The sequence below is a fragment of the Acidobacteriaceae bacterium genome (genome assembly GCA_028283655.1).
Classification (GTDB): Bacteria; Acidobacteriota; Terriglobia; order Terriglobales; family Acidobacteriaceae; genus Granulicella.
Map to the genome: position 1 here is coordinate 1,440,761 of JAPWKE010000003.1, position 24,177 is coordinate 1,464,937.

General features: G+C 60.8%; 19 protein-coding genes. 10 read left to right on the forward strand and 9 right to left on the reverse strand.

Annotation, left to right across the window (positions count from 1 at the left end; all coding sequences use genetic code 11):
• The first annotated feature begins 4 nt into the window (after nucleotides 1-4).
• From PW792_08910 to PW792_08925, 4 genes are all read left to right on the forward strand, one after another.
• Nucleotides 5-2,695, forward strand: a complete 2,691-nt coding sequence (locus PW792_08910; protein ID MDE1162050.1) for a PD-(D/E)XK nuclease family protein — start codon at nucleotides 5-7, stop codon at nucleotides 2,693-2,695.
• Nucleotides 2,688-6,230: a UvrD-helicase domain-containing protein gene (locus PW792_08915; protein ID MDE1162051.1), complete on the forward strand. Its 3,543-nt coding sequence runs from the start codon at nucleotides 2,688-2,690 to the stop codon at nucleotides 6,228-6,230. Before PW792_08910 ends, PW792_08915 begins: the two co-directional genes overlap by 8 nt.
• Before the next feature lie 149 nt (nucleotides 6,231-6,379).
• On the forward strand, nucleotides 6,380-6,790 hold the full coding sequence (locus PW792_08920) for a response regulator (protein ID MDE1162052.1): 411 nt from the start codon (nucleotides 6,380-6,382) through the stop codon (nucleotides 6,788-6,790).
• Nucleotides 6,787-8,544 (forward strand): ATP-binding protein, encoded by a 1,758-nt coding sequence (locus PW792_08925; protein ID MDE1162053.1) that lies wholly within the window; start codon nucleotides 6,787-6,789, stop codon nucleotides 8,542-8,544. Before PW792_08920 ends, PW792_08925 begins: the two co-directional genes overlap by 4 nt.
• A gap of 8 nt (nucleotides 8,545-8,552) precedes the next feature.
• On the opposite strand, the gene ltaE is transcribed toward PW792_08925, so the two are convergent.
• Nucleotides 8,553-9,587 (reverse strand): low-specificity L-threonine aldolase, encoded by a 1,035-nt coding sequence (gene ltaE / locus PW792_08930; GenBank protein ID MDE1162054.1) that lies wholly within the window; start codon nucleotides 9,585-9,587, stop codon nucleotides 8,553-8,555.
• Nucleotides 9,588-9,607: 20 nt separating this feature from the next.
• The gene (hemW, locus tag PW792_08935; protein ID MDE1162055.1) at nucleotides 9,608-10,828 is read right to left on the reverse strand and encodes a radical SAM family heme chaperone HemW; all 1,221 of its coding nucleotides are present in this window, start codon (nucleotides 10,826-10,828) and stop codon (nucleotides 9,608-9,610) included.
• 34 nt (nucleotides 10,829-10,862) lie between these two features.
• Between hemW and PW792_08940 the strand changes: the two genes are divergently transcribed.
• Nucleotides 10,863-12,848, forward strand: a complete 1,986-nt coding sequence (locus tag PW792_08940; protein ID MDE1162056.1) for an ABC transporter ATP-binding protein — start codon at nucleotides 10,863-10,865, stop codon at nucleotides 12,846-12,848.
• Nucleotides 12,849-12,914: 66 nt separating this feature from the next.
• The gene (locus PW792_08945) at nucleotides 12,915-14,201 is read left to right on the forward strand and encodes an MFS transporter (GenBank protein MDE1162057.1); all 1,287 of its coding nucleotides are present in this window, start codon (nucleotides 12,915-12,917) and stop codon (nucleotides 14,199-14,201) included.
• Nucleotides 14,202-14,225: 24 nt separating this feature from the next.
• Here PW792_08945 and PW792_08950 read toward each other — a convergent pair whose 3' ends face one another.
• The 4 genes from PW792_08950 to PW792_08965 all read right to left on the reverse strand — a co-directional run bounded on the left by PW792_08950 (nucleotide 14,226) and on the right by PW792_08965 (nucleotide 17,026).
• Complete coding sequence (locus tag PW792_08950; GenBank protein MDE1162058.1) at nucleotides 14,226-14,405, reverse strand: hypothetical protein; 180 nt, start codon at nucleotides 14,403-14,405, stop codon at nucleotides 14,226-14,228.
• Nucleotides 14,402-14,803, reverse strand: coding sequence for a hypothetical protein (locus PW792_08955; protein MDE1162059.1), 402 nt, complete (start codon nucleotides 14,801-14,803; stop codon nucleotides 14,402-14,404). Before PW792_08955 ends, PW792_08950 begins: the two co-directional genes overlap by 4 nt.
• The gene (locus tag PW792_08960; GenBank protein ID MDE1162060.1) at nucleotides 14,800-15,387 is read right to left on the reverse strand and encodes a sigma-70 family RNA polymerase sigma factor; all 588 of its coding nucleotides are present in this window, start codon (nucleotides 15,385-15,387) and stop codon (nucleotides 14,800-14,802) included. Before PW792_08960 ends, PW792_08955 begins: the two co-directional genes overlap by 4 nt.
• Nucleotides 15,388-15,460: 73 nt before the next feature.
• Nucleotides 15,461-17,026: a DHA2 family efflux MFS transporter permease subunit gene (locus PW792_08965; GenBank protein ID MDE1162061.1), complete on the reverse strand. Its 1,566-nt coding sequence runs from the start codon at nucleotides 17,024-17,026 to the stop codon at nucleotides 15,461-15,463.
• A 105-nt stretch (nucleotides 17,027-17,131) separates the two neighbouring features.
• Between PW792_08965 and PW792_08970 the strand changes: the two genes are divergently transcribed.
• Nucleotides 17,132-17,506: a helix-turn-helix domain-containing protein gene (locus tag PW792_08970; protein MDE1162062.1), complete on the forward strand. Its 375-nt coding sequence runs from the start codon at nucleotides 17,132-17,134 to the stop codon at nucleotides 17,504-17,506.
• Here PW792_08970 and PW792_08975 read toward each other — a convergent pair.
• Complete coding sequence (locus PW792_08975; GenBank protein ID MDE1162063.1) at nucleotides 17,503-18,162, reverse strand: YdeI/OmpD-associated family protein; 660 nt, start codon at nucleotides 18,160-18,162, stop codon at nucleotides 17,503-17,505. The two genes, PW792_08970 and PW792_08975, sit on opposite strands and share 4 nt — an antisense overlap.
• 29 nt (nucleotides 18,163-18,191) lie before the next feature.
• Between PW792_08975 and PW792_08980 the strand changes: the two genes are divergently transcribed.
• The gene (locus PW792_08980) at nucleotides 18,192-19,523 is read left to right on the forward strand and encodes a pitrilysin family protein (protein ID MDE1162064.1); all 1,332 of its coding nucleotides are present in this window, start codon (nucleotides 18,192-18,194) and stop codon (nucleotides 19,521-19,523) included.
• A gap of 93 nt (nucleotides 19,524-19,616) precedes the next feature.
• Here PW792_08980 and PW792_08985 read toward each other — a convergent pair whose 3' ends face one another.
• Nucleotides 19,617-21,098 (reverse strand): alpha-amylase family glycosyl hydrolase, encoded by a 1,482-nt coding sequence (locus PW792_08985; GenBank protein ID MDE1162065.1) that lies wholly within the window; start codon nucleotides 21,096-21,098, stop codon nucleotides 19,617-19,619.
• A 92-nt stretch (nucleotides 21,099-21,190) separates the two neighbouring features.
• Entirely contained in the window at nucleotides 21,191-22,723 is a 1,533-nt protein-coding gene (locus PW792_08990) for a TolC family protein (protein MDE1162066.1), read from the reverse strand.
• A 162-nt stretch (nucleotides 22,724-22,885) separates the two neighbouring features.
• Between PW792_08990 and PW792_08995 the strand changes: the two genes are divergently transcribed.
• A complete protein-coding gene (locus PW792_08995) occupies nucleotides 22,886-23,401 on the forward strand; it encodes a type II secretion system protein (GenBank protein MDE1162067.1) in 516 nt (171 codons plus the stop codon).
• A gap of 68 nt (nucleotides 23,402-23,469) precedes the next feature.
• Entirely contained in the window at nucleotides 23,470-24,120 is a 651-nt protein-coding gene (locus PW792_09000) for an outer membrane lipoprotein carrier protein LolA (protein ID MDE1162068.1), read from the forward strand.
• Nucleotides 24,121-24,177 lie beyond the last annotated feature (57 nt).

Here is a 24,177-nt window from a genome sequence, read left to right on the forward strand (position 1 = left end):
CAGTATGCCGCCACGCCCTGTCACCCTAGACGAAGCACTCGCGCTGTTGGCCCAGAAGGCTGTGGTGCTGCTGCCAACGGCCCGTTCGGCCGCGGCACTTCGACAGGCGTTCCAGGAGGCCCAGGCGGCAGCAGGCAAAACGCTATGGGAGCCGCCTGCGATCTACGACTGGCGGTCCTGGCTGAGTTCCCTCTTTGCCGAGTTGCTGGTTGAAGGGTATGAAGACCGGCTGTTGCTGAACGCAGCCCAGGAACACAGTCTGTGGCGCGACATTGTTCTGGCTGATCCTGACCACTCCGCTCTTGCGCCGGAGGATGCTCTTGCGAACCTGGCGAGCTCCGCCTTCGCGCTTGCCTCGGCGTGGACGTTCGAAACACGCCTGAAGGCTACCGCTGGAACCCATGATGCAAAGGTCTTCGCAGCGTGGGCTGAGCTGTTTGCGAAGCAGGCGCAGCGCGACCGCTTTCTTTCCGCTTCGCAGCTTGAGCGTGCGCTGACGGAGCATCTCGCGCAGCACCACGTCCCTTTGCTGAAGAGGCTTTACCTTCTCGGCTTTGGGGAGCATCCCCCCGCAGCGCAAGAACTGCTTGCAGCCTTTGAGGCAGCAGGCACACGTCTTGTTGACCTGGAGTGGAAAGCCAGCACCGGACCGCAACATGCGACCACAGAACTGCCCGACGAGCGGATGGAAGCCCGTGTGGCTCTTCGCTGGCTTCGGCAGCAGATGATGGAACAGCCGCTGGCACGCGCAGCGTTGCTTATTCCGGAGCTTGCTACGGAGCGCGTGAATCTTGAGCCTCTACTGCGCGAGGTGCTGACGCCGGAGTTGCAGGACATCCGCCAGGACCTTGCAGCGGCGCCGTGGGAGTTTTCCAGCGGAACACCGCTGGCCAGCCAGGCGCTCGCTTCCGATGCGCTGCTTCTTCTTCAGTGGCTGCGAGGAGCTCTCAGCCTCGATCGCCTGTCCGTCCTGCTGCTTTCGCCCTACACGGCACTCGCCAAGAACCCTGATGCCGCTGCTCGTTTCGACAACTATGCCGTCAAGGCGAGGCCTCTGCTCCGCCCCGAGATGGACCTTGCAGCGGTGCTTGACCTGGCACGCAAACGTGTCCCGGACAGCGACCTTGTCGAGTGGGTTGCAGCTCTGGCAGAGGTCTCGATTCAACTGCGGGCTCTCGCGCCGCGCCGCACGTATGCGGATTGGGTCGAGACCATTCACCTTGCATTGCGGACGGCGGGATGGCCCGGACCACGCCCCCTGAGTGCAAGCGAAACGGAGCTGCACGCAACATTTGGGAGCGTGCTCGACCTGCTCGTAACGCTGGATGTCCATGGCTCTCGTGTGACGTTCTCCGAGTGCCTCTCGGAGCTGGGTCGGCTCTGTTCGCAAACCTCAGCGCCCGAAAATACACGAGGTCGCCTGAAGGTTTTGTCACCGGAAGCTGCCGCAGGAATGGCGTTCGACTTCGCCGTTTTCCTGCGCGCAACCGACAACAATCTGCCGCATATGCCACGCGCGAATCCGCTGCTGGATCGCGCGGCGCAACGTTCGCTGCGGATGCCTGGAACGAATCCTGAAGCGGACGCCGAGCGGGCCCAACGCCAGTTTTCGAGCCTGTGTTTGAGTGTCAGCAAGATGCTTTTTACACATGCGGCAGAGTCTGGCGAAGGCAAGCTGCGCGCTTCTGGCTGGATTGCGGATCTCCCCACACTTGCGGCCAGCAATCTGCTGCAACCCGAAGCGGCGGTAGAACCGCTTCGCCTGGAAGACGTTCCTGAAGACACGGCTTTACCGCCTTTGCCTTCGCGGGAAATTTCGGGTGGGGCCCGTGTGCTCAGGCTGCAGGCGGCCTGTGGCTTTCAGGCATTTGCGGAGATCCGCCTCGGCGGCCGTGAAGCACGGGTTCAGGACGCAGGCTTCGACGCTATCGAGAGCGGAAACACGCTGCACAACGCGCTGGACTTCTTCTGGAAACAGATGAAGTCGCAGCAGGCTCTGCGCGACGCCACCGACCTGCAGCGGAAAGAGTTGCTCGAAGCGGCTGTCGATCACGCGCTTGCCCGCATTCTTTCCACCAACAATAGCTGGGATGCGGCTTACCTCTCGGTACAGCGCGAGCAGATGCTTACGCTGCTGTGGGTGTGGCTTGGGCGCGAGTTGGAGCGCGGACCGTTTGAGGTTGTCGGGAGCGAGCACGATCAACTCGCCACCATTGGACCGCTGGAGTTGAAGCTGCGTATGGATCGCATCGACCGTTTGCCAGATGGAGGGCTAGTCTATGTCGACTACAAGACCGGTGCGGCGGCCAGGCCAGCAGCTTGGCAGGGCGACCGACCCGACGATCCGCAGCTTCCTCTGTATGCTCTGCAAGGCGAGCCCACGGAGTTGCGTGCGCTGACCTTTGCCAAGCTGCGGCTCGGCGAAGAGATGAAGTGGGATGGCTGGCAGGCCGAGGAGGGCATCCTTCCGCAAAAACGACCGCAACAGGTTGACCTGGAACAGGCGGCGGAAGAGTGGAAGCGTGTGCTGGAGTCGCTGGCGGAGGACTTTGCGGCGGGCCTGAACACGGTTTCGCCGAAGAACTACGCTATCAACTGCCAACACTGCGCGCAACGGTTGCTCTGCCGCGTCGACGCCAATGCTCTGCTGCAGTCGCTGGAAGAAGAGCAAGAGGAGGGTGCAGGCGATGTCTAACGTCCTCACATTCCCTTCGCTGCAAAACGACGACAGCGCGGCACGACGCCTTGCGCTCGACACACAGCGCAGCTTCATTGTGGAAGCGCCTGCGGGATCGGGCAAAACGGGGCTGATGGTGCAGCGGTTCCTGCGTCTTCTGCTCGACCCCAACGTCAGTGCCGCGGACGAAGTTCTTGCAATCACCTTCACGCGAAAGGCTACCGCAGAGCTTGCGGAACGCGTGCTGGAGCAGCTTCGCAACGCTGCGGGGGGCGCGCCGCTCGCGGAAGACGCCCAGGAGTTCGAGCGAGAGCTGCGCCACTCCGCGCTGCAGGTGCTGGAGCGCGACCGACAAGGTGGCTGGCGGCTGCTCGAAGGCGCACAACGACTCAACATTCGCTCGATTGACTCTGTCTGCGCGGCGATTGCGAACTCTGTGCCGGTGCTTTCGGGCTCCGGCGGAGAGCGTACGCCGGTGCAATCGGCCGAAGCGCTTTATCTGCTGGCCGCGAGGCGTACGTCCTTCCATCTTGGCGGCCAGGATGCGCGGCTTCATGCTGCCCTGCGAACGGTTTTGCTGCATCGCGGTGGCAAGCTCAACGACATGGAGCGGTTGATCGCCAACATGCTCTCGATGCGTGAGCAGTGGGGCGAGCTTGTGCCACTCGATGCGGCCTCGCTCAGTGAGGACCGCCTCGATACCGAGGTGCGCCCGAGGCTGGAAGCCTCGCTGGAATCGATCGCCTGCAATGGGCTTCAGCGGGCGCTGCAACTGATGCCGGACGACCTTCTTGCGGAGCTCACGCAGATGGCTCATCGTCACAGCGGGGAGCCCGGCTACGGCGGTCAGGATTCGCCGCTGGCAATCTGTGCCGGCAAACAAACGCCACCTGATGAGAGAGCGGAGACGCTTGATCATTGGCGCGCACTGATTCACCTGATCCTCAAATCCGATGGCGAGTGGCGTCGTTCTCTGGCCGTGTCGACGCTGAAGGTGAAGCTCCCCAAAGCCTCTGCCGATCGCCTGAAAGAGATCATCGCCGAGATCCAGCAGGACCGCCTACAGGCAGCACTCACCGCAGTGATTCACCTTCCGCCGACTCGCTACTCTGACGAGGACTGGCATGTAGCAAAGGCGCTCTTTCTCGTGCTGCGACACGCTCTGGCAGAGCTCAAGGTCCTCTTCGCTGAACGCTCCGAGTGCGACTTCACCGAGCTTTCGATCGCAGCACGCGAGGCACTTTCCGCCGAACCGACACTGGCGGATACAGCGCTGACCAGCGGTTCAAGGCTGCGGCATTTGCTCGTCGACGAGATGCAGGACACCTCCGCCGCGCAGTACAACCTGCTTGAGCTGCTCACTCGTTCCTGGGACGGGCAATCGCAAACGCTCTTTCTTGTCGGCGACCCCAAGCAGTCGATCTATGCGTTTCGACAGGCCGATGTCACGCGCTTCCTGCGTACGGTGCGCGAGGAGTGCATTGGAGATGTTCCGCTCACCGCGCTGCAACTCACGGCGAACTTCCGCTCGCAGGCTTTCATGGTGGAAGGCTTCAATGAAACCTTCCAGCGCATTTTCCCTCCACCAAACGATGATGCTCTGCGCGGTCAGGCCTCCGATGTTCCCTTTGTCGCGGCGCTTCCCAAACGCTCTGCTGGTGAGCCCGACGCTTTCCACTGGCACACGACGGTTTTGACCAACGATGACACGGGCGCCAAGCCGAGCATGGCAGCGTACAAACGCAATGAAGCCAGTGAAGTTCGAAGCATTCTGCAGGCGTACCTCAGCGAGGCCCAACCGCAGCGGATCGCGGTGCTGGCACGCTCGCGTCCACATCTTACGGAGATCGCCAAGGAACTTCGCAAGCATCGCATTCCCTACCGCGCCGTGGAGATTGATTCGCTGGCCGAACGGCAGGAGGTGCTGGATGCCCTTGCCCTGACGAGAGCACTGCTACATCCTGCGGACCGCATTGCGTGGCTCTCTGTGCTGCATGCGCCCCCGTGCGGGCTGGGCATGGCCGACCTGCTTACACTTACCCGCGAAGGCCCGGAAGCAGACCGCCAGGCAACGGTAGGTGAGCTCGTTCGCAATCGCCTGCACCTGCTTTCGGAAGCAGGACAAGAGCGGCTGACGCGAGTATGGACGGTACTGGAAGCAGCGATGGAACGGCGAGGACAGATGCCGTGGTCTGCGTTAATCGAACGAAGCTGGCTTTCGCTCGGCTTCGACGCTCCGCTGCAACCCGACGAACGACGCAACGCAGAGCGCTTCTTTGCGCTGCTGCGCGAGATCGAGCAACAGAACGATGGCCGACTCGATGCACAGACGGTGAGCACGCGGCTGGCAAAGCTCTACGCCGAAGCCGACACCACTCCTACGCAGATCGAGTTGATGACGATCCACAAATCGAAAGGGCTTGAGTGGGATGTCGTCCTGGTTCCCGGTCTTGAGCGTCGCCCGCCCATGCAGGGCCACGAGCTTCTTGACTGGTTGCAACTTGACGCCAACTCCGACGACGCAGGCACCGTGATCCTCGCGCCGGTTCATCGCAGCGGAGAAAAGGCCGGAGGCCTGGGCAGCTGGCTGCGTGGCGTACGCCAGCAGCGAGATGCTGCAGAGCGCAAGCGCCTCTTCTACGTGGCCTGCACTCGCGCCCGTGAAGCGCTTCATCTCTTCGCCATGCGGAAAGAGACGAAGGAGGGGTTGGGCAAAGCTGACTTTGGCAGCCTGCTGGAAGCGGTGGACACCGCAGCCATGCTGCACTTCCACCTCGAAGCGGAGCCACAGGATGCCTCCGCAAACGAGCCAGCGACCAACGTCCCGGCTTACGGACTTACGCTCGCGGCGGAAGCGGATTCCGCTGATCTGCCACGTCCGCAGTACCAGCGATTGCCCTCTGCGTTTGATCCTCTGGCACGCTTTAGCTCGAACGCAGCCAGTCGGCTCAGCTACGAGGCCGCTGCGGCTCCCCCGCTCTTTGCCCGGCCTGAAGGTTCGCTGGCGGCACGCGCGTTTGGCAATGTCGTTCACCGTTTTCTGGAGCTCTCTGCGAAGCGTTTGTCCGAGGGACTTTCCACGACGGCGCTTCAGGCCGAGTTGCCGCAATGGGAGCCTCGGCTTCTTGCCAGCCTTCGCAACGAAGGCCTGCCCTTCACCCTGGCGACGCGAGAGGCTCATCGAGCTTTGCGGGCGCTGCAAAAGACGATGCTCGATCCCACAGGGCTTTGGCTGCTGATGCCCCATGCCGCAGCAACCAGCGAGGCCGCCTTCACCTCCCAGGAGCAGACCGTGCGGGCCGATAGGGTCTTCCGCGCAGGCGCAGCCGTGGGACAGGATGGGGACGATTGTCTATGGATTGTGGACTTCAAAACGACAGAACAAGGAACGCGCTCCGACCAGGTCTTCCTCGAGGCAGAGCAAGAAAAGTACCGGGCCCAGCTCGAACGCTACGCCGAGGTTCTGCGCCGGTCTCCCCTGACGCCTGCCACTGTTTCCCTGGCGTTGTACTACCCGTTGTCCGGTCAGTTGATAGAGTGGTTTGCACCATAAGTCATGCCCCATTCCGGGAAAGTAATGACACGCTAGATGCAGCCGTTTCTTCGCTCTGAAATGGTATCCTCGGGACACATTCGAGCTTGCCCGGAGCAGGATGTTTCGTTCTACCGGCTAAAGGAATCGTCAAGGAAAGGAGCGTATCGATGTCAAACAAAAGTGGTCCGCTCGTTCTTTGTGTCGATGACGAGCGGGTTGGGTTGCAGGTTCGCAAACTTCTGTTGGAACGAGCGGGATATCGTGTGCTGACAGCTCTCGATGGCCCGACCGGGATTGACGTCTTCAAGAAACAGCCTGTCGAAGCGGTTGTCCTCGACTTTGCCATGCCCGGCATGAACGGGGGCGAGGTTGCTGCCGCGATGAAGCAGGCGAAACCGAAGGTACCGATCCTCTTGCTCAGCGCCTACCTGGGGCTCACCCCGGAGATCACGTCGCTGGTCAACGTCTATATGACCAAGGGAGAGGGAGCACCGGCGCTGCTCGAAAAGCTGGGGCGGCTTTTCCCCCAGACGCCGAAACAGCCCCCGACGTCAGTAGAGAGTGCTGAACTGCCGTGAACCTTTCGCAGCTCAACCGAACACTCCTGCAGGTGCTTTTGCTGCCGGTTGCAGCTCTGCTGATCATCGCAGCCGTGTTCGTGTGGCAGATTGTTTCTGCGGTTCACACCGTTGAGCGAATCCAACACGCCGACCGCAATATCTCTTACAGCGTTGCCATCATGCTTCACCTTACGGAGCAGGAAACGGCCCTGCGCGGCTATCAGATTACCGGCAACGAAATCTTCCTGCAGCCTTACACCTTTGCCGAGCAGCCGCTGCAAAGAGGATTTGCCGCTCTCCGCACGGGCCTGAGCGCACTCCACGAATCCACCCAGATCGTCGATCGAATCAACGCTGACAATCAGGCATACCGCAAAGAGATCGCAGAGCCGCTCATCGCCGCGGTACGGGCGGGCGAGTACACCTCGGATCCAGGGCTGAACCTTCGCGAAAAAGCGCGCATGGATTACCTGGTACGTGAAACGCGTACCCTCACGCTGTCTCAGCGAGATGTGCGCGACCAAGCCGTTGCGGACTTCCACACAACGGTCAGGCATACGATCGAAGCTTCCATCGGCCTCGCTATTGCGATCGGGTTGATGGTCGGTGTCTTTTCACGAGGTCAACTGCGCGCCGTCTCCACCGCGTTCCAAACAGCCGTTGAAGCCCTGCGACGGAATGCCCTTGAAGCCAGTGACTCAGAACAGCGCCTTCGCACCGTTCTGACCTCTATCGCCGATGGCGTAATTGTGTGTGATCGTGATGGACGGGTCGAAATGCTCAACACGGTGGCGCAGGAGCTGACGGGTTACTCTCAGGCGCAGTCTCTGCGTCGTCCACTGGATGAAATTCTGCCACTGCTGCACGAGGAGACAAAGGCCCCTGTTTCTTCGCTGAACATCACGGCCCACGAGTACGGGTCATTTGCTGGCAGCCTGAGCTACGCGCTTCTGCGAAAGCAGGACGAGCTCACGAAAACGCTGCTGGAGTACAGCGTTTCTCCCATCTTTGACAATCATCATCGGCCTGCCGGAGCCGTCATTGTCTTCCGCGACATCACCGAGCAGCGGCAAACGCAGCATGCTCTGCTTGCCAGCGAAAAGCTCGCCGTTGCAGGCAGGCTCGCAGCTACGATCGCACACGAGATTCACAATCCTCTCGACGCCGTCATCAACCTGCTCTACCTGCTGCGCAACAATCCTGCACCCGAAGAACAGCGAGAGTTCCTCGACATGGCATCGAACGAACTCGACCGCGTCGCGCAGATAAGCCGAGCCATGCTGGGGATGTACCGGGAATCAAAGATTCCGGTTGCCGTGGAAATGACCTCCCTGCTCCGGAGTCTTCTGCTTCTTCTGGACCACCATCTGGAGCAAGCTGGCGTTACCGTTGAAACCAGGCTGCTGCCTGAAGCGACGATCATGGGGTATCCCGCAGAGCTGCGCCAGGTCTTCACCAACCTGCTGACAAACGCTCTCGATGTTTCGCCCAGAGGTTCAAAGCTCATCGTCTCCATGGATGCGTCAAGCGATCCAGAAGGCGTCATGATTACAGTCGAAGACAGCGGTCCGGGAATTCCCGCCGAGGTTCTGGCTCATCTCTTCCAGCCCTTCTTTACAACGAAGGGCGAGCAAGGAACGGGGCTGGGTCTCTGGGTCAGCCGCGGCATCGTCGAAAAGCACAGAGGCCACGTTGACATTGAAACCAGCATGGAGAAAGACCAGCACGGCACCAAGCTGATCGTGACCCTCCCCGCAGCCCGCACGTCCTAAGCCGATGGCTAGCTGCTAAGCGCCTTCAGCGCAGTCACGAGCTTTTCGCACGCCAGCGCACAATCGCTATCGCTGACATCCAGATGTGTCACCAAGCGCACAGCGTGTGGTCCGATCGCACTCACCAACACACCGGCTTCTTTCAACGCAGCTACGAGCGCAAAGGCATCGCCACCGTTAGCCAGTTCGAAGACCACAATGTTCGTCTGCACGCGCTCCACGTCGATGCGAACGGCAGGCGATGTGGCAACGGCTTCCGCCAGCAGCCGCGCATTGCGGTGATCGTCTGCAATGCGTGCGGGCATCTCTTCGAGCGCGATCAAGCCAGCAGCCGCAAGAATTCCCGCTTGCCGCATGCCGCCGCCGAGCGCTTTGCGATACGAACGGGCCCTGTCCATCAACTCCTTGGAGCCAACAAGCATCGAGCCCACCGGGGCTCCCAGCCCCTTCGACAGGCAGAACATCACCGTGTCGAAGCCCGAGGTCAGGCTCTTCACGTCAGAGTTCAGCGCAGCTGCCGCGTTGAAGATGCGAGCGCCGTCGCAGTGCGTGCGCAGGCCAGCAGCCTTCGCCCCTGCCCAAATGCGCTGCAGTTCCTCCAGCGGCGTAACAATCCCGCCTGCCATGTTGTGCGTGTTTTCGATCCACACCAGCGCGGTCTGCGCCTTGTAGTAGATCTTCGGCGCAATCGCCTTCGCAATGCTCTCCCAACGCAGGACGCCCTGGTCCGCTGGAACCGTGCGTGGAACGCAGCCAGCAAACGCCGCAACCATCGCCATCTCCCAATCAATGAGGTGCGCGCGCGACTCGCAGATGATCTCCTGCCCGTGCTCGGTATGCAGGCGTGCGGCGATCGTGTTGCCCATCGAGCCGGTGGGCAGAAACAATGCGGCTTCGCGGCCAAAGATTTCAGCCGCCCGCGCTTCCAAACGGTTGATCGTCGGGTCTTCGCCGTACACGTCGTCGCCGACTTCCGCCGTGGCCATGGCGCGTCGCATCGCTTCGCTGGGACGGGTCACGGTATCGCTACGCAGATCAATCATCTTCACCACTTCAACGCTCCTCAAACTTTCGCCACAACGTCTTCGAGCAACCGCCCGAACACGTCGTTTGAAACCAACTGTCCTCGCCGGGTAAGCCGCCATCGGCCCTCCGACACATCCATCAGCCCTTCGGCACGTAACTCTTCTGCGGCCAGGGCAACACCTTCAACTCGATCACCAAACACCGCTCGCAGATCTCGCTCGTCGATGCCATCCAGCATCCGCAGCCCGAGAAAGACACTCTCCTCAAAGGCCGCATCGGCATCCACAAGCTGCGGTAGTGTGCGGCTTCCCAGAGCATAGCTGGCGAGATCATCGCTGTTGGCAAATCGCAGATCGCCGCCGCTGGCTGCGTGCAGCATGGAGTGAGCATCCAGCCCCAGGCCAAGGTACGGCGCTCGTTGCCAGTACTTGCGATTGTGCCGAGAGACAAAGCCTTCGCGGCCAAAGTTCGAGATCTCATACTGCGTGAACCCTGCTTGCGGCAGACGTTCGCAGGCCTGCTCGTACATCGCAGCCGAAACTTCTTCGCTCGCCACAAACGGCGCGCTGAAGCGGGCTCCGCCCTTCAGCACCTCACGCCCCAGCCGCGAGTCTTCATCGACCTCCAGCATGTAGACGCTCACATGCTGCACGTCGGACTCATCCACCGCCTGCAGCGACTCCTGCCAGCTCGCCATCGTCTGGAGCGGCAGCCCGGCGATCAGGTCCATCCCGACGTTGCCCATACCGGCTTCACGCAGCCGGGCAAACTCTGCAAAGCAATCCTCTGCGGTGTGCGTTCGTCCCACGGCGGCACTCTCGGCGTTCACAAAGGATTGCACCCCAAGGCTCACGCGGTTGACACCTTCGCGCATCGCGGCTTCCAGCGAAGCTTCGCCGATCTGCCCAGGGGCAGCCTCCAGCGTGATTTCAGCGCCCGGAACGAGCGTGAAGCTCTCGCGCATCGCCGCAAAGACAGCGGCAAACTGCTGCGGCTCCAACAGGCTCGGCGTCCCACCGCCGAAGTACACGGTGTCTACAACCTCCGGCAGCAATGCTCCCAACCGCTCCGCGCTCTGCCTTGCCGAGCGAATTTCTGCCGTCAGCGACTGGATATATGAGGCCATCGCAGCATCGGTGCCCACACCGCTGGCAAAATTGCAGAACGAACACTTGTGGCGGCAAAACGGCACACTGATGTAGAGCCCCAACGGCACGTTTTTGCGGCTATCACTCACATTTCCCATTCTTTCACGCATCGTGGGCACGGCTTCTACAATCAAAGAGAGACCGATGGCAGACCAGAAGCAGAGCCCCGAAAAAACCAAAGCAAAAAAGCGCCCCGGCATCGACGACGATGTCGCAGGAAAAGTCTATGACAGCGTGCTGACACGCCGTCTGCTCGGCTATCTGCGCCCGTACACGCTGCAAGCCGTCGTCTCTGCGATCGCCATCTTCATCAAGGCGCTCTCCGACGTTTTTGGCCCCTACCTGGTGAAGGTCGCCGTCGACACGTATCTTGCCCCGACCGGCTCGCCGGGGTGGCTGGGCCGCCATCTCTCGCGCAACGCCACGACCGGCGTCACGCAGATCGGCATGCTGTATCTCGCCGCACTGCTGCTCAGCTTCGGCCTGGAGTTCGTGCAGACCTACCTGATGCAATGGACCGGGCAGCAGATCATGTTCGACCTGCGCAAGCAGATCTTCCGCCACATCCAGAGCCTGCACGTCGGCTTCTTCGACCGCAACCCGGTTGGCCGCCTTGTGACCCGTGTGACGTCAGATGTCGACGCGTTGAACGAGATGTTCACCTCCGGCGTGCTGGCCATCTTCGAAGATGTCTTCGCGCTGACGTTCATCGTCGTCATCATGCTGCGTATGAGCTGGCCGCTCGCTCTGCTCACACTGGCCGTTATTCCTGGCATTCTCTATGCCACCAAGCTCTTCCGCGACCATGTGCGCGAAAGCTACCGCCGCCAGCGCGCCGCCACCGCCAAGATCAACTCCTTCACGCAGGAGTATGTCTCCGGCATGAGCATTGTGCAGATCTTCAACCGCGAAAAGCGCGCGTTCTCAGACTTCTCCGCCGTCAACCAAGAGAATAAGGTCGCCTGGACCGACGCCATCTTCGCGTACGCGCTCTACTATCCCGTCGTCGAGTTCCTCAGCTCCATCGCCATCGCCCTCGTGCTCTGGCAGGGTGGTCTGGCGGTCATGCGTAATACGAATTCGATCGCCGCGCACCATCTCGCCAGCGGCATCTTCAGCACCGTCACCATCGGTGTGCTGATCGCGTTCATCCAGTACGCCCAGCGCTTCTTCCGCCCGATTCAAGACCTGAGCGACAAGTACAACATCCTGCAGGCCGCCATGGCCGCCGCCGAGCGCGTCTTCAAGCTCATCGACACGGATACGGATATCGCAGCGCCAATGTCCCCTGCGCAAGGCAACGGCAGCGGACGCATCGAGTTCCGCAACGTCTGGTTCACCTATCAGCAACTGAGCGATGACCAGCTCGCGGCCTTGCCGCAGCTCTCAACATCCTCCTCCATCCTGCCCGCCATCCTTGCGGACGTTGAGTGGATTCTCCGTGGCGTCTCCTTCACCGTCGCCCCCGACAACACCGCTGCCATTGTCGGCCACACCGGCGCGGGTAAGACCACCATCACCGCGCTGATGATGCGCTTCTACGACGTTCAGGCCGGGCAGGTCCTCATCGACGACGTCGACGTTCGTGAGCAGGACATCACGGCCCTGCGCCGCCGCTTCGGCGTGGTACTGCAGGACCCGTTCCTCTTCTCCGGTACCATCGCGCAGAATATCCGGCTCGGCTCCAACTGGATCACCGACGACGAAGTCGAGAACGCGGCAGAACAGGTCAACGTCGCAGACTTCATCCGCACGCTACCTGCCGGCTTCTCCGAACCCGTGCTCGAACGCGGCTCCACGCTCTCAACCGGCCAAAAGCAGCTCATCAGCTTTGCCCGTGCGCTCGCGCACCAGCCCGGCATCCTCATCCTCGACGAGGCCACCAGCTCCGTTGACACCGAGACAGAACTGCGCGTCCGCTCGGCGATCGAACGGCTCATCACAGGCCGCACCAGCGTGATGATCGCGCATCGTCTCAGCACCGTGCAACGTGCCGACACTATCCTCGTCATGCACAAGGGACAGCTCCATGAGCAAGGCACTCACCAGGAGTTGCTGGCGCTTCGCGGACTTTATTACAAGCTCTACCAGCTTCAGTACAAGGACCAGGAACTCGCCGCAGCCGACTAAACTGCCTATAGCAAGCTCTTATAACGCGCTGCAACTCCCTGTTGGCGCGGTAACATCGGAAGCATCATGTCCGCGAACCACAAGAAAATCAACACACCGGCACAGGTGCTGTTCGCCTCCCTGGTAGGCACCACCGTCGAGTTCTTCGACTTCTACATCTACGCCATCGCTGCGGCGCTTGTTTTTCCGAAGCTCTTCTTTCCTCCCAGCGATCCGAACGCCGCCATCCTGCTCTCCTACGCCACCTTCGGCGTGGCTTTTGTCGCACGGCCCGTAGGATCGGCGCTCTTCGGACACTTCGGCGACCGCATCGGCCGCAAGCGCACGCTCGTCATCGCCCTTTCCACCATGGGCCTCTCGACGTTCATCATCGGCATCGTTCCCAGCTACCACTCCATCGGTATCGTCGCGCCGCTGTTGCTGGCGCTCTGCCGCTTCGGCCAGGGCATCGGGCTCGGCGGCGAATGGGGCGGCGCGGTGCTGCTTGCTGTTGAGAATGCTCCGCCGAACCGGCGCGCACTCTACGGCATGTTCCCGCAGCTTGGTGCGCCGATCGGCTTCGTCTTCTCCGGCGGTATCTTCCTGCTCATCTCGAAGTACCTGACCAACGACCAGTTCTTCCGCTTCGGCTGGCGCATCCCGTTCATCACTTCAGCCATTCTCGTGCTGCTCGGGCTTTATGTACGACTCACGATTACGGAGACACCGGTCTTCCAGGAAGCAGTTAAGCGCTCCGAACCGGTCAAGCTGCCGCTCGGAACCGTCATCACGAAGTACACGCGCCCGCTCATCGCCGGTACGCTCACCTGCATCGCGACCTTCGTGCTGTTCTATCTCATGACCGTCTTCACGCTTGGTTATGGAACCAGTGCGCTTCATTACTCGCGCAATACGTTCCTCTACATGCAGCTGGGCAGCATGTTCTTCTTCGCACTGACGATTCCGATCTCCGCGCTGCTTGCGGAGAAGGGCCGCCGTCCCGTGATGCTGGGCGTCTCGGTTCTGATTGCTCTCTACGGCTTCGTCTTTGCGCCGATGTTCCAGTCCGGCCACGCTGGCGCCTTCGCCACGCTGGCCCTTGGGCTCGCTCTCATGGGTATGACCTACGGCCCGCTCGGCACGGTCGTCTCCGAACTCTTCCCCACCTCGGTTCGGTACACCGGCAGCTCGCTCGCCTTCAGCATGGGCGGCGTGCTCGGAGCTTCAGCAACGCCCTACGTGGCCAGCTATCTGGCCAAGACTCATGGCCTACCCTGGGTAGGCTACTTCCTCACGGCGTCAGCGATTCTCACCATCATCGGCCTGCTGTTTACCCGCGAAACCAGCAAGGACGACCTAATGCTCTCGGCATAAGAAATACGCCGCAAAAGCCACTGGCTACACCGTCTCCGGTGTAGCCAGTGCTGCATACAGCAGCTCATTCAGACTCATGGATTCCATCGCGACAACAGACTCGGGCTTCGGCTCGACGTTCAGATGGTTCCACCAGGACACAACGTTTGAGCCCGTTTTTACTTCCGACCCCATTACCAGATTCATCGTCCACTCCTGCATCATCCGCGTGGCTCCTTTTGTTCGGGACTCACGTCCTGCTCCCACGGAGCACGTCCGCGCATCCAGTCCGGACCGCATCCGCTGCCCCACTTGTCCTTCATCGCCATCCGAAAACGCTCGCGTTCTTCCGGCGTCATGCCTACCCAGCGGTTCTTCATCCGACGCTTCCATTCGCGACGTTCGCGGAAACCGCCACCGGGCTTCGGCCCATGCTTGTGGAATCCGCCGAAGAGAATTTTGCTCAGCAGCAGCAGGCCAATCGCCTGGGCAAACGTGATCATCTTCCAGCCGAAGATTGTCGGCATCAGCCAGTTCCAAAGCCGCATGGTGACGTAGCCGAACACCGTCACCGCAACGGCGACGATCACCAGCATCTTCATCACCTTCAAGCACTTCTTCATTGCTCTTCTCCCTCTCGCCCGAACGTTTCTCGCATCTGCCGCAAACGCTTGCGGAGGTGCAGCACGGCGTATCGCTTCCGTGCCAGCAGCGTGTTTTGATTGATTCCGGTACGTGCGGCCATCTCTCTGAAGCTTTCGCCCTCAAGCTCATGGGCGACAAACACCGCACGCTGCTCGGGCGGAAGCTCCGCCAACGCTTCTTCAATCGCCTCCGTCAGCACGCCCCGTGCATACAGCGCGTCGGGGCCGTCCTGAGGCGAAGGCAGTAACTCTTCCAGCGCGAGCCCATTTTCGTCGCCTACAGGCTCGCTCAGAGAGGCCGTCTTCTTCTTGCGGCGGAACAGATCGATCACCCGGTTACGGGCCACGCGGAACATCCACGCCGTTACCTGCTCCACAGGCTTCATCATCCGGTAGGTCTGCAGCAGCTCGTAGAAGACATCCTGAAGGATGTCTTCCGCCTCACCCGTATCCGCTACCTGCTTCCGGATGAAGTTACGCAGGCGCTGTCCGTCGCGCTCGAGCGCGATAGCGAGCATCTCGTCCTGCTGTGCAATCGTCCACTGCTGTTCCGCTGCCGCCATCGCCCTCCTTTCCTGCCTTTACCTGTGTAAACGCATCAGACAGAGGAATATTGCAGACCGCCGCAGCTTTTTGTCAGTGGGCTTCCGGAGCCTTTCCACCAGCCCGGAAGGTCTTCGTCGCCCACACCAGCGGAGCCACGCACAGGGTCAGCACACCCAGGACGTGGAAGCAGTCCATGAACGCCAGCATACGCGTCTGTGCCTCCATCTGCGCATACACTCGCGCCGTCGCCGCAGCCATCGAGTCCGCCGCAGAGAACCCATGCACGCGTAGATACGCCGCCGTTTGCTGCACCGTTTGCTGCAGCGCTGCAGAGGTTGGTGCCAGTTGTGCGCTCACACGCGCCTGGTGGAAGTTCTGCCGCCTCTCGCTCATCGTCGTGACCAGTGCAATGCCGAAGCTTCCTCCCCAGTTGCGGAAGAAGTTCGTCAGCGACGACGCCTTGTTGTTCTGATCCGGCTTCAACTGCGAGTACGTCACCACCGTCAACGGCACGAAGAAGAACGCATAGCCCAGTCCCTGCAGACCACGCGCCAGAGCGTAGTGGCTGTAATCCGTCTGCAGATTGAAGTGGCTGTAGTGCAGGAACGAGATTCCCACCACCATCAACGCGCCAAAAAGCAGTACTCTCGGATGCACGATCCCGCGCTGCACAAGCACCGCCCCCACCGGCGCCAACAGCGTGATCACAAACGCTCCCGGCCCAAGCACCAGACCGGCATCGATCGCGCGATACCCATACAGAGACTGCAGAATCTGCGGAATCATCGTCGTCGAAGCAAAGAGGCCAAGGCCAAAGACGAAGTAGAAGACGTTCGAAATTGCGAAGTTCCTGATCTTCAGCAGACGGAAATCAATCACCGGATCCTTCTGCCGCAACTCCCAGAAGACCGCTGTAACAAGGCAGCCGATTGCCACGACAAACATCCAGCGGATAAAGACCGAGCCGAACCAATCATCGATTTGGCCACGATCCAGCAACACCTCCAGCGCCGCCGAGCCCAGCCCGATCAGCGCGATCCCGATGCCGTCCACATGCAACTTACCGTCCGCGCCACGAACCGTCTTCCGCTCCTCGGCAAACTCCGGTGGGTCTTCGACGAAGCGATTCGTCAGCAGCAACGACGCAATACCGATCGGGATATTGATCAAAAACACCCAGCGCCAGTTGAAATTATCGGTGATCCACCCACCAAGCACCGGCCCAATCGCCGGCGCGGTGACAATCGCGACGGTGTAAAGCGCGAACGCCGACGCCCGCTTCGCTGGAGGAAAGGTATCCACCAGAATCGCCTGCTCCACCGGCGCAAGCCCACCGCCACCCACGCCCTGTAAGACGCGCGCCATCAACATGAAGCTCAACGTGGGAGCGACGCCGCACAGCAACGACGTAAGCGTAAACAACGCGACACACGCCATGTAGTAGTTCTTTCGCCCGAAGACGCGCGATAGCCATGCCGACATCGGCAGCACCACCGCGTTCGCGACCAGATACGTCGTGAGAATCCACGTCACCTCGTCGAACGACCGCCCCAACCCGCCCGCAATATACGGCAGCGAGACGTTCGCAATCGACGTGTCCAGCAGCTCCATGAACGTTGCAATGGTGACCGTCAGGGCGACTACCCATGGATTCACGACTCTCTTCACACTTCCTCACAATCATGTTGCATCATGCAACCAGCCAAGCCAGACAGACATCTAGTCCTATAATGCAACTAGACGCCGGGAGGGCCGCCTTCGATGCAAAGAAAATCACTCGCTGACGCCACCTGCCCTGTTGCCCGCTCACTCGACGAGATCGGCGACTGGTGGTCACTGCTCCTCGTGCGCGATGCTCTGCGCGGCGCTTCGCGCTTCTGTGAGTTCGAACGCTCGCTCGGAGTTGCCCGCAATATTCTCACGATGCGTCTGCGCAAACTGGTTGCGGCTGACATTTTCATTCAGCAGCCCGCCTCAGATGGCAGCGCCTACAACGAGTATGTGCTGACCGAAAAAGGCCGCGCCCTGAAGCCCGTCATCGACAGCCTGTGGCAGTGGAGCTGCGCGCATCTGTATCCGGACGGCAAGCACCCTGAGTCCCCGACGCCCTTCCAGCACTTCCTCGCCGACCGCTAAGCCTTCTTCTCGGCGACGTCGCACAGCCGCTGAATACGCTTCTCCCGGGCTTCCGCGCCCTGGTAGTAGAAGACGCCCATCAGCTCATTGCGGCGCTGCGTCAGCGTCAGCTTGGACCACCCCATCGCTGCTTTTGGCCTCTGTTTGAAGACTCGCATGATTGCAGGTGGCAGCTCCAGCTCCGCTTCCATTGTGCTCAGCAGGCGCTCCGCCATCTGCACCGAACGCTTCTGCCGCGAAGCTTCGCTCTTTACGCCGTCGATCCACTTTGCAATCTCGCGCCGCGCCGACTCGCTCAAGCTCTCATAGAAAGCCCGTAGCCCTTCAGCTTCGTTTAGCAATGAATCTAAAGCATCCGGCAACTCAGCCGGACGCTCTGCCAGATCGGGCTCGAGCAGGACTTCGACCTCATCTCCAAGCGTTACGCCCGCGCCCTTCTGCATCGCCTTGTTGACCAGAATCACCTGTGCGCCAAGGGCAGCATCCGGCAGCAGAGAGCTTCGGAACGACAATCCGGCAATCGATCCCTGCACGCGTCCTCGCACCCGCTCCGGCCAAACCTCCGCCGGGACAAACGGAATCCGCACCACCGTCCACCCCAGCGCGGGGTCGCCTTTTTCCAGTCGTGCACGAAAGCGCTGAACCTGCTTTTTCATACGGGCCTCCCCGTGAAACAATAGAGTTTATGCCGGTTTCCGTTCCGGTGGCAGATACAGCCACCCCTCTTCAGCCTTCCTCCACGCAGCTTCGCGACATCCGCACCACTACCCTGCCCAATGGGCTGATGGTCCTCACCGAACGCATGAATCATCTGCGCTCCGTGTCCATGGGCGTGTGGATCGATACAGGATCGCGCGACGAAGACGAAAAAACCAATGGCATCTCCCACTTCCTTGAGCATATGGTCTTCAAGGGCACGACCACGCGTTCGGCACAGCAGTTCGCTCGCGAAATCGATGCCATTGGCGGCAACCTCGACGCCTTCACCGGCAAAGAGACCGTCTGCTTCAACATCAAGACGCTCGATGAGAACGTGCCTGCAGCGCTCGATCTGCTGACCGATCTCGTGCTCCATCCGACGTTCGCTCCCGAAGATATCGCGAAGGAGCAAGGCGTCATTCTCGAAGAGATCAAGATGGACGAGGACAACCCCGACTATCTGGTCCACGAGCTTTTCACGCAGAAGTTCTGGCCCGGCGACGCTCTAGGACGCCCCATCCTCGGCACCGCAGAGACCGTCTCCAGCTTCAACCAGGCGATCGTTCTCGAAGAGTACGCCAAGCGCTTCTCTCCGCCGAACATGCTCTTCACAGCAGCCGGCAATATTGAACACGACGCCTTCGTCGCTCAAGTTGAGCAGGCGTTCTCAAGCCTGAGCGCGAGCTCTGCCGCCAAGCTCGCGCAGCACACCGCACCGGCCACGCAGCCGCATATCACACTGCGGAACAAGAAGTCGCTTGAGCAGGTGCAGTTCTGCCTCGCTATGCCTTCGTTCCCGGTCGCGCATCCGGACCGCTACGCGGCGTTCCTGCTGAACTCGATCCTCGGCGGCGGCATGAGCTCGCGCCTCTTCCAATCCATCCGCGAAGACCGTGGGCTTGCCTACTCGATTTACTCGGAGCTCAGCCCCTTCCGTGATACCGGTTCGCTCTCGGTCTATGCCGGTTGCGCCGTGGACAAGACCCGCGAGGTGCTTGCCCTCACGCTGGCCGAGTTCACACGCCTGAAGGACGAGATCGTCAGCGACGACGAGCTCAAGCGGGCTAAAGACCAGATCAAATCGAACATGGTTCTTGGCCTCGAATCGTCATCTTCGCGCATGTCGAACCTGGCCCGCCAGCAGATGTACTACGGCCGCTTCTTCGCCGCGGAAGAGATCATCGCTGAAGTCGACCGCGTCACCTCGGAAGAGGTCCAACGCCTCGCACGCGAGCTCTTCGTCTCCGACCGCTTCGCGCTTACTTTGCTCGGCAATCTGGGCAAGCTGAAGTTCGAGCGTGCCGACCTCGCCTGCTAACGACAGCTACCGATCCCAAACAGCATAGGCCCACTCAAGGTGGGCCTATGCTGCGTCTCGAAGACGGATTGGTGATCGCTAATGCAGAACGGCCTAGTGCTTCCTGCGTGAACGTCTTGTGTGCATTGCCGAAGGGAGCGACCCATCGTGATAGAGCTCACCGACGAACAACGTTCGCGACGGCAATACCACATGGTCTGTTGTCTCCACCGGCAGCAGATTGCCCGAGGAAGACAGCATCTCTGTCGCAGAAGCCGTCAGCAGCGGCCGCAGCGTTCCTCCGCGCATGTGCAGGGCGTCAAAGTCATGTCCCAGGTCCAACTGCACCGGCTGGTCCGTCGCATTGATGGCAAAGACCACAGAAGCTGTCGTTCGCGTCCCTGATGGAGCGCGCCGCACCCACACCAGTGCGTTCTGCGCGTCATGGTTCAGCATCGCCTGTGATCCGTTACGGATCGACCAGTTGCCGTGGTGCATAGCAATCAGGTGTCGATAGAAGTTCAGCAGTGACGATGATTCTTCATCCTCACTCGCCGCGTTCGCAGCGCCGCCATTCACCGCCGCGCTCACTTTTACCTCCGCCGCCGTAAACCCCGGCAACGTATTCAAATCCGAAGGTAAAGCGTTCGCCGACTCCACTACCACGGGCGCTATAGGAGCAGACATGGAAAGCTTCGGCGGCGGAATATACGGCGTGAACGCTCCGTACACCTCCGCTTTGGGCTGAGGCTTCGTGACGGCTACAGGAGCAGCCTTTTCACTCGTCACATTCAACGGCGTCCACTGCACCGCCACGGACGTTCCGTCCGGCGAGCGCAGCCCCAGCTCGCGTCCCGCGTCGAACATCACCGCAGCTCGCGAACCCAACGTCATCGTCGCCAGCGCACGATCTTCAATCGCCTGCGCCTCCAGCGTCCCATGCAAAGGCGCACTGCCCGAGATCACCAGCAACGGCAGATTTTCCGTCGGATCTGAGTTCGTAATTGCCCCCTCAAGCTTCGCGTGCCAACTGCGAGCGTCTCCGGGAGCATTTCCAAACTCTGCCGAACGCTGCAGCTGCGCACTGCCACTCGTCGGCATGGCAGTGCGGCTATTGACGATCAACACACGATCGCCGGGAAACGACGCCACCACGCGCCGCACGGCTGCCAGCGCCACGGCGTCACGGTCAGAGTCCACCACGAGACCACCAGCACCCTGGTTCAACCAATTTCTCGCAACCGCCACATCCGGCTTATCCATCTCGGCAAGCACACGCAGATGAAAATCCGCAGCCTTCCGCGCCAGTTCGCTGAACTCATCTTCGTTGAACGGCGGCGTTAGAACGATCGCGTCCACGCCAAGCTGCTGCACGTATCCCAGGCGCTGCTCGATACCCTGCACATCCCCCACGCCATCGCCGTCGGAGTCCTGAAACAACTTCGGCTGAATCCGGTAGAAGACCGCTCGCCGCCACCACGACTCGGCCGACACGCCTGACCCCGCCCAGCCGGGACGAGCCAGCACCTGCGCGGGCAGCATCCCCGCGCTCATCAACGCCCAAACTGTCAGCCAGACTCGGCAACTCTTCGACATAAGCAAAAAACCATCAGCCAACCGTTTCCGGCTCCCTGATGGTTTCGATGCTACGCGAGAAGCTCGGGCTGTGCAGCGCACAGCCCGAGCTCTTAGTGGCCTGTACCAAGGTAGGTGCGGTAGCGAGTTTCCACCACACCCGTCGAGCGGGCCAACTGCAGCTTCGCAACGTTGTACTTGTAGAGCGCCTGCACCATCTCCGCCTGGGCTTGCGTTACGCTGGCCTCGGCGTCGATCACGGGCAGATTGTCATCCACGCCGGCCTTGAAGCGATCACGCTCGTCGGACAGTTCCTGCTGGGCAAGCTCCACCTTGTCCTGAGCCACCTTCACTAGCTCATGGGCGGCCTGCTCATCCAGCATCGCCGAACGAATCTGCGACTCCATGTCCGTACGCAGGCTGGCTTCACGCTGCTTCAGAGCCATCAATTGGCCTTGAATCTGCTGCTGCTCACCACGCTGCGCGGCTTCGCGGAAGACCGGCACGCGAACGCTGGCCTGTGCGTTGAACACACCGTGATACATCCCGGTGGTCTCGCCGATAACGCCATAAAAGCCTGTGAACGCCAGTGTCGGCAGACGCTGATACTTCACCGCACGGTACTCGCGGGTCATCACGTCCACCTGGGCCTCAAGGCTCAGGAAATCTTTGCGGTGCGCCATCGCCGTCGCCATGGCCAGGTTCATATCCATGTCCACAAACTCGGCAAACGGAGCATTATCTGTCAGTTCCCAGGTCTGCTCGGCCGGAACGCCCATGATGCGGTTCAACTGGATGATGTCCTTGGACACCTGGGTCGCAGCCGCAACCGTCTGCTGCTGATGCTGCTGGTACGTCACCTGTGCCCGCAGCGCGTCGAGGTTCGTGCCGACGCCCGCCTGCCTGCGTGCCGAGGCGTCGTCAAATGTTCGCTTGGCGGATACTTCCTGCGCCTGCGCGTTCTTCAGGTTTGCCCCGTCTGCGATCGCCTCCAGGTACGCCGTACCTACAGCGGTCACCAGTTCGCCGCGGCTGTTCAGGTAGTTCAGGTCCACCACCTGAAACTCGCTTTTCGCAGCTTTGTACAGCTCCAGATCGGGCAGGTTGAATAGCTGTTGACTGGCGCCAATCTGCGCCTGTGTCACATTTACGCGAACGATCGTCGAAAAACCGGTCAGATCGAGCCCCAGCGTGCTGCTGAAATCACCAAGCAGAGAGTTGCTGAAACCCATCGCCGCAAGGTTGATCTGCTGCGCGCTGCTCGAAGCCTGCAGCGTCAGATTCGGGATGATCGCCGACAGTACCGTCGACTGCAAACCCTGCACTTCGCGCTTGTTCGCCGCGTCATACTTCAGGCGATGGTTGCGCTCGAGGCCAAAGGCAATCGCATCGTCGAGCGAAAGCGGCCGTTTCTCGCCGGAGCCAAGCTCTACCTGCGTGTCATGCGGGCCAGCAGTCGTGGATGCCGCAAGAAACGTTGCGCCGGAGCCTGCGGTCTTGCTCAGCTCTGTTTCTTTCTGCACCTGCTCCTTCAGAACCGACGAAGGAGCCACCGGCAATGGATCTGCCGTTTGCTGTGCGCGCACAGCCGCCGGGACGGCCACAAGACAGCAGGCGACGCCCGTCGCCAGGAAACTGGAAGTCAAACTTTTCACTCTTTATTAGAGTGCCACGACAGGCTCCGGGATGCGAAACCTTACGCACCGGATTTGAAAATCTTCTCCACTCTCCTGCTGACACCAGCCCTCCGCCACCGTCTATACTGCATATCGTTGCACTTTCCGAGTATCCGAACAGTGAAGGAACCTATGACCTCCGTATCCAAGCGCACGCTGCGCCACGCAAATGAAGCCGGTTTCACCCTGATCGAACTCCTGATCGTGATGTCGGTCATCCTTATTCTGATGACCCTGGCCGTCCCGGCCATGCAGAAGACGATCAAGCGCGCCAACGAAACTTCGGCGATCAACAGCCTGCGTACGCTGAACCAGATGGAAGGTCAGTACAACTCGACCTACCCGACGCACGGCTTCTCCTGCTCGCTGACTACGCTTGGCGGCAAAACCGGCACCACGCCCTCTCCGGAAGCGGCGCAGCTTATTCCGGACGATCTTGCTTCGGGCTCCAAGGCTGGCTACACCTTCACCATTTCGAACTGCGCGAAGACCACCATCAACAATCAGGACCAGTACAACAGCTACCAGATCACCGCCGTGCCCAACTCCGTTGGCCACTCCGGCGACCGTGGCTTCTGCACCGACGAGAACGCGCAGATTCACTACGACCCCAAGGGCGGCACCAACTGCACAGAACTGCTGCAGTAACCGTCTGAACGCACCCTCAAGGCCGCTCCACTCGAGCGGCCTTTTGCTTGCTCCCGACCGAGGCACACATGCTCTTCCGCCAACTTCCCGCTGCCCTCCTCTTCACGGCGTCTGCCCTCACCGCTACCGCGCAGACGCCCTCCGCGCAGGACCTCGCCCACAAGGTCGACGCGCACTATAACCATCTGCGTTCGCTCGAAACCCGCTATACCGAGCGTTACCGCGGCCTCGGCCTTGACCGCACCGAGACTGGAACGCTGTTGCTCCGCAAACCCGGACGCATGCGCTGGAGCTATGACTCGCCACGCGGCAAAGTCTTCGTCCTCGACGGCAAATTTGCCGTCTCCTGGACCCCCGGAGACTCCCAGGCCGACCGTATCCCCGTAAAAAAGCTCGACGACCTGCACTCACCCCTGCGCTTTCTGCTCGGCCACACGGAGCTTTCGAAGGAACTCGATCACCTGACGCTCACCCCTGTCTCCGCTGGGCACTTCACCCTGAGCGGCACACCAAAGGGCATGGCCAACCGCCTGCGCTCGATCGCTCTCACCGTCGACGCCAATGGCACCATCCTTGCCATGCGGATGGAGGAGACCGACGGTGCGTCCACGGACTTCACCTTCGCGAACATGCGCGAAAACGTTCCTACCAAGGACGCGGATTTCAGCTTTACTCCACCCGCCGGTGTCACCATCGTCGACGGCGCCTCGCCGATCTAAAACTGTGCGGAAAACAGCACAGAATCTGACTGTCTGAACGGCTGGGTGATCGGTTCG

Bases quoted from the DNA above. Each gene is read 5' to 3' on its own strand.
- PW792_08920 (MDE1162052.1), top strand. From the start codon at position 6,380: ATGTCAAACAAAAGTGGTCCGCTCGTTCTTTGTGTCGATGACGAGCGG.
- ltaE (MDE1162054.1), bottom strand. From the start codon at position 9,587: ATGATTGATCTGCGTAGCGATACCGTGACCCGTCCCAGCGAAGCGATG.
- PW792_08940 (MDE1162056.1), top strand. From the start codon at position 10,863: ATGGCAGACCAGAAGCAGAGCCCCGAAAAAACCAAAGCAAAAAAGCGC.
- PW792_08995 (MDE1162067.1), top strand. From the start codon at position 22,886: ATGACCTCCGTATCCAAGCGCACGCTGCGCCACGCAAATGAAGCCGGT.
- PW792_08975 (MDE1162063.1), bottom strand. From the start codon at position 18,162: ATGAAAAAGCAGGTTCAGCGCTTTCGTGCACGACTGGAAAAAGGCGAC.
- hemW (MDE1162055.1), bottom strand. From the start codon at position 10,828: ATGCGTGAAAGAATGGGAAATGTGAGTGATAGCCGCAAAAACGTGCCG.
- PW792_08960 (MDE1162060.1), bottom strand. From the start codon at position 15,387: ATGGCGGCAGCGGAACAGCAGTGGACGATTGCACAGCAGGACGAGATG.
- PW792_08955 (MDE1162059.1), bottom strand. From the start codon at position 14,803: ATGAAGAAGTGCTTGAAGGTGATGAAGATGCTGGTGATCGTCGCCGTT.
- PW792_08915 (MDE1162051.1), top strand. From the start codon at position 2,688: ATGTCTAACGTCCTCACATTCCCTTCGCTGCAAAACGACGACAGCGCG.
- PW792_08980 (MDE1162064.1), top strand. From the start codon at position 18,192: ATGCCGGTTTCCGTTCCGGTGGCAGATACAGCCACCCCTCTTCAGCCT.
- PW792_08985 (MDE1162065.1), bottom strand. From the start codon at position 21,098: ATGTCGAAGAGTTGCCGAGTCTGGCTGACAGTTTGGGCGTTGATGAGC.
- PW792_08970 (MDE1162062.1), top strand. From the start codon at position 17,132: ATGCAAAGAAAATCACTCGCTGACGCCACCTGCCCTGTTGCCCGCTCA.
- PW792_08950 (MDE1162058.1), bottom strand. From the start codon at position 14,405: ATGATGCAGGAGTGGACGATGAATCTGGTAATGGGGTCGGAAGTAAAA.
- PW792_08910 (MDE1162050.1), top strand. From the start codon at position 5: ATGCCGCCACGCCCTGTCACCCTAGACGAAGCACTCGCGCTGTTGGCC.
- PW792_08945 (MDE1162057.1), top strand. From the start codon at position 12,915: ATGTCCGCGAACCACAAGAAAATCAACACACCGGCACAGGTGCTGTTC.
- PW792_09000 (MDE1162068.1), top strand. From the start codon at position 23,470: ATGCTCTTCCGCCAACTTCCCGCTGCCCTCCTCTTCACGGCGTCTGCC.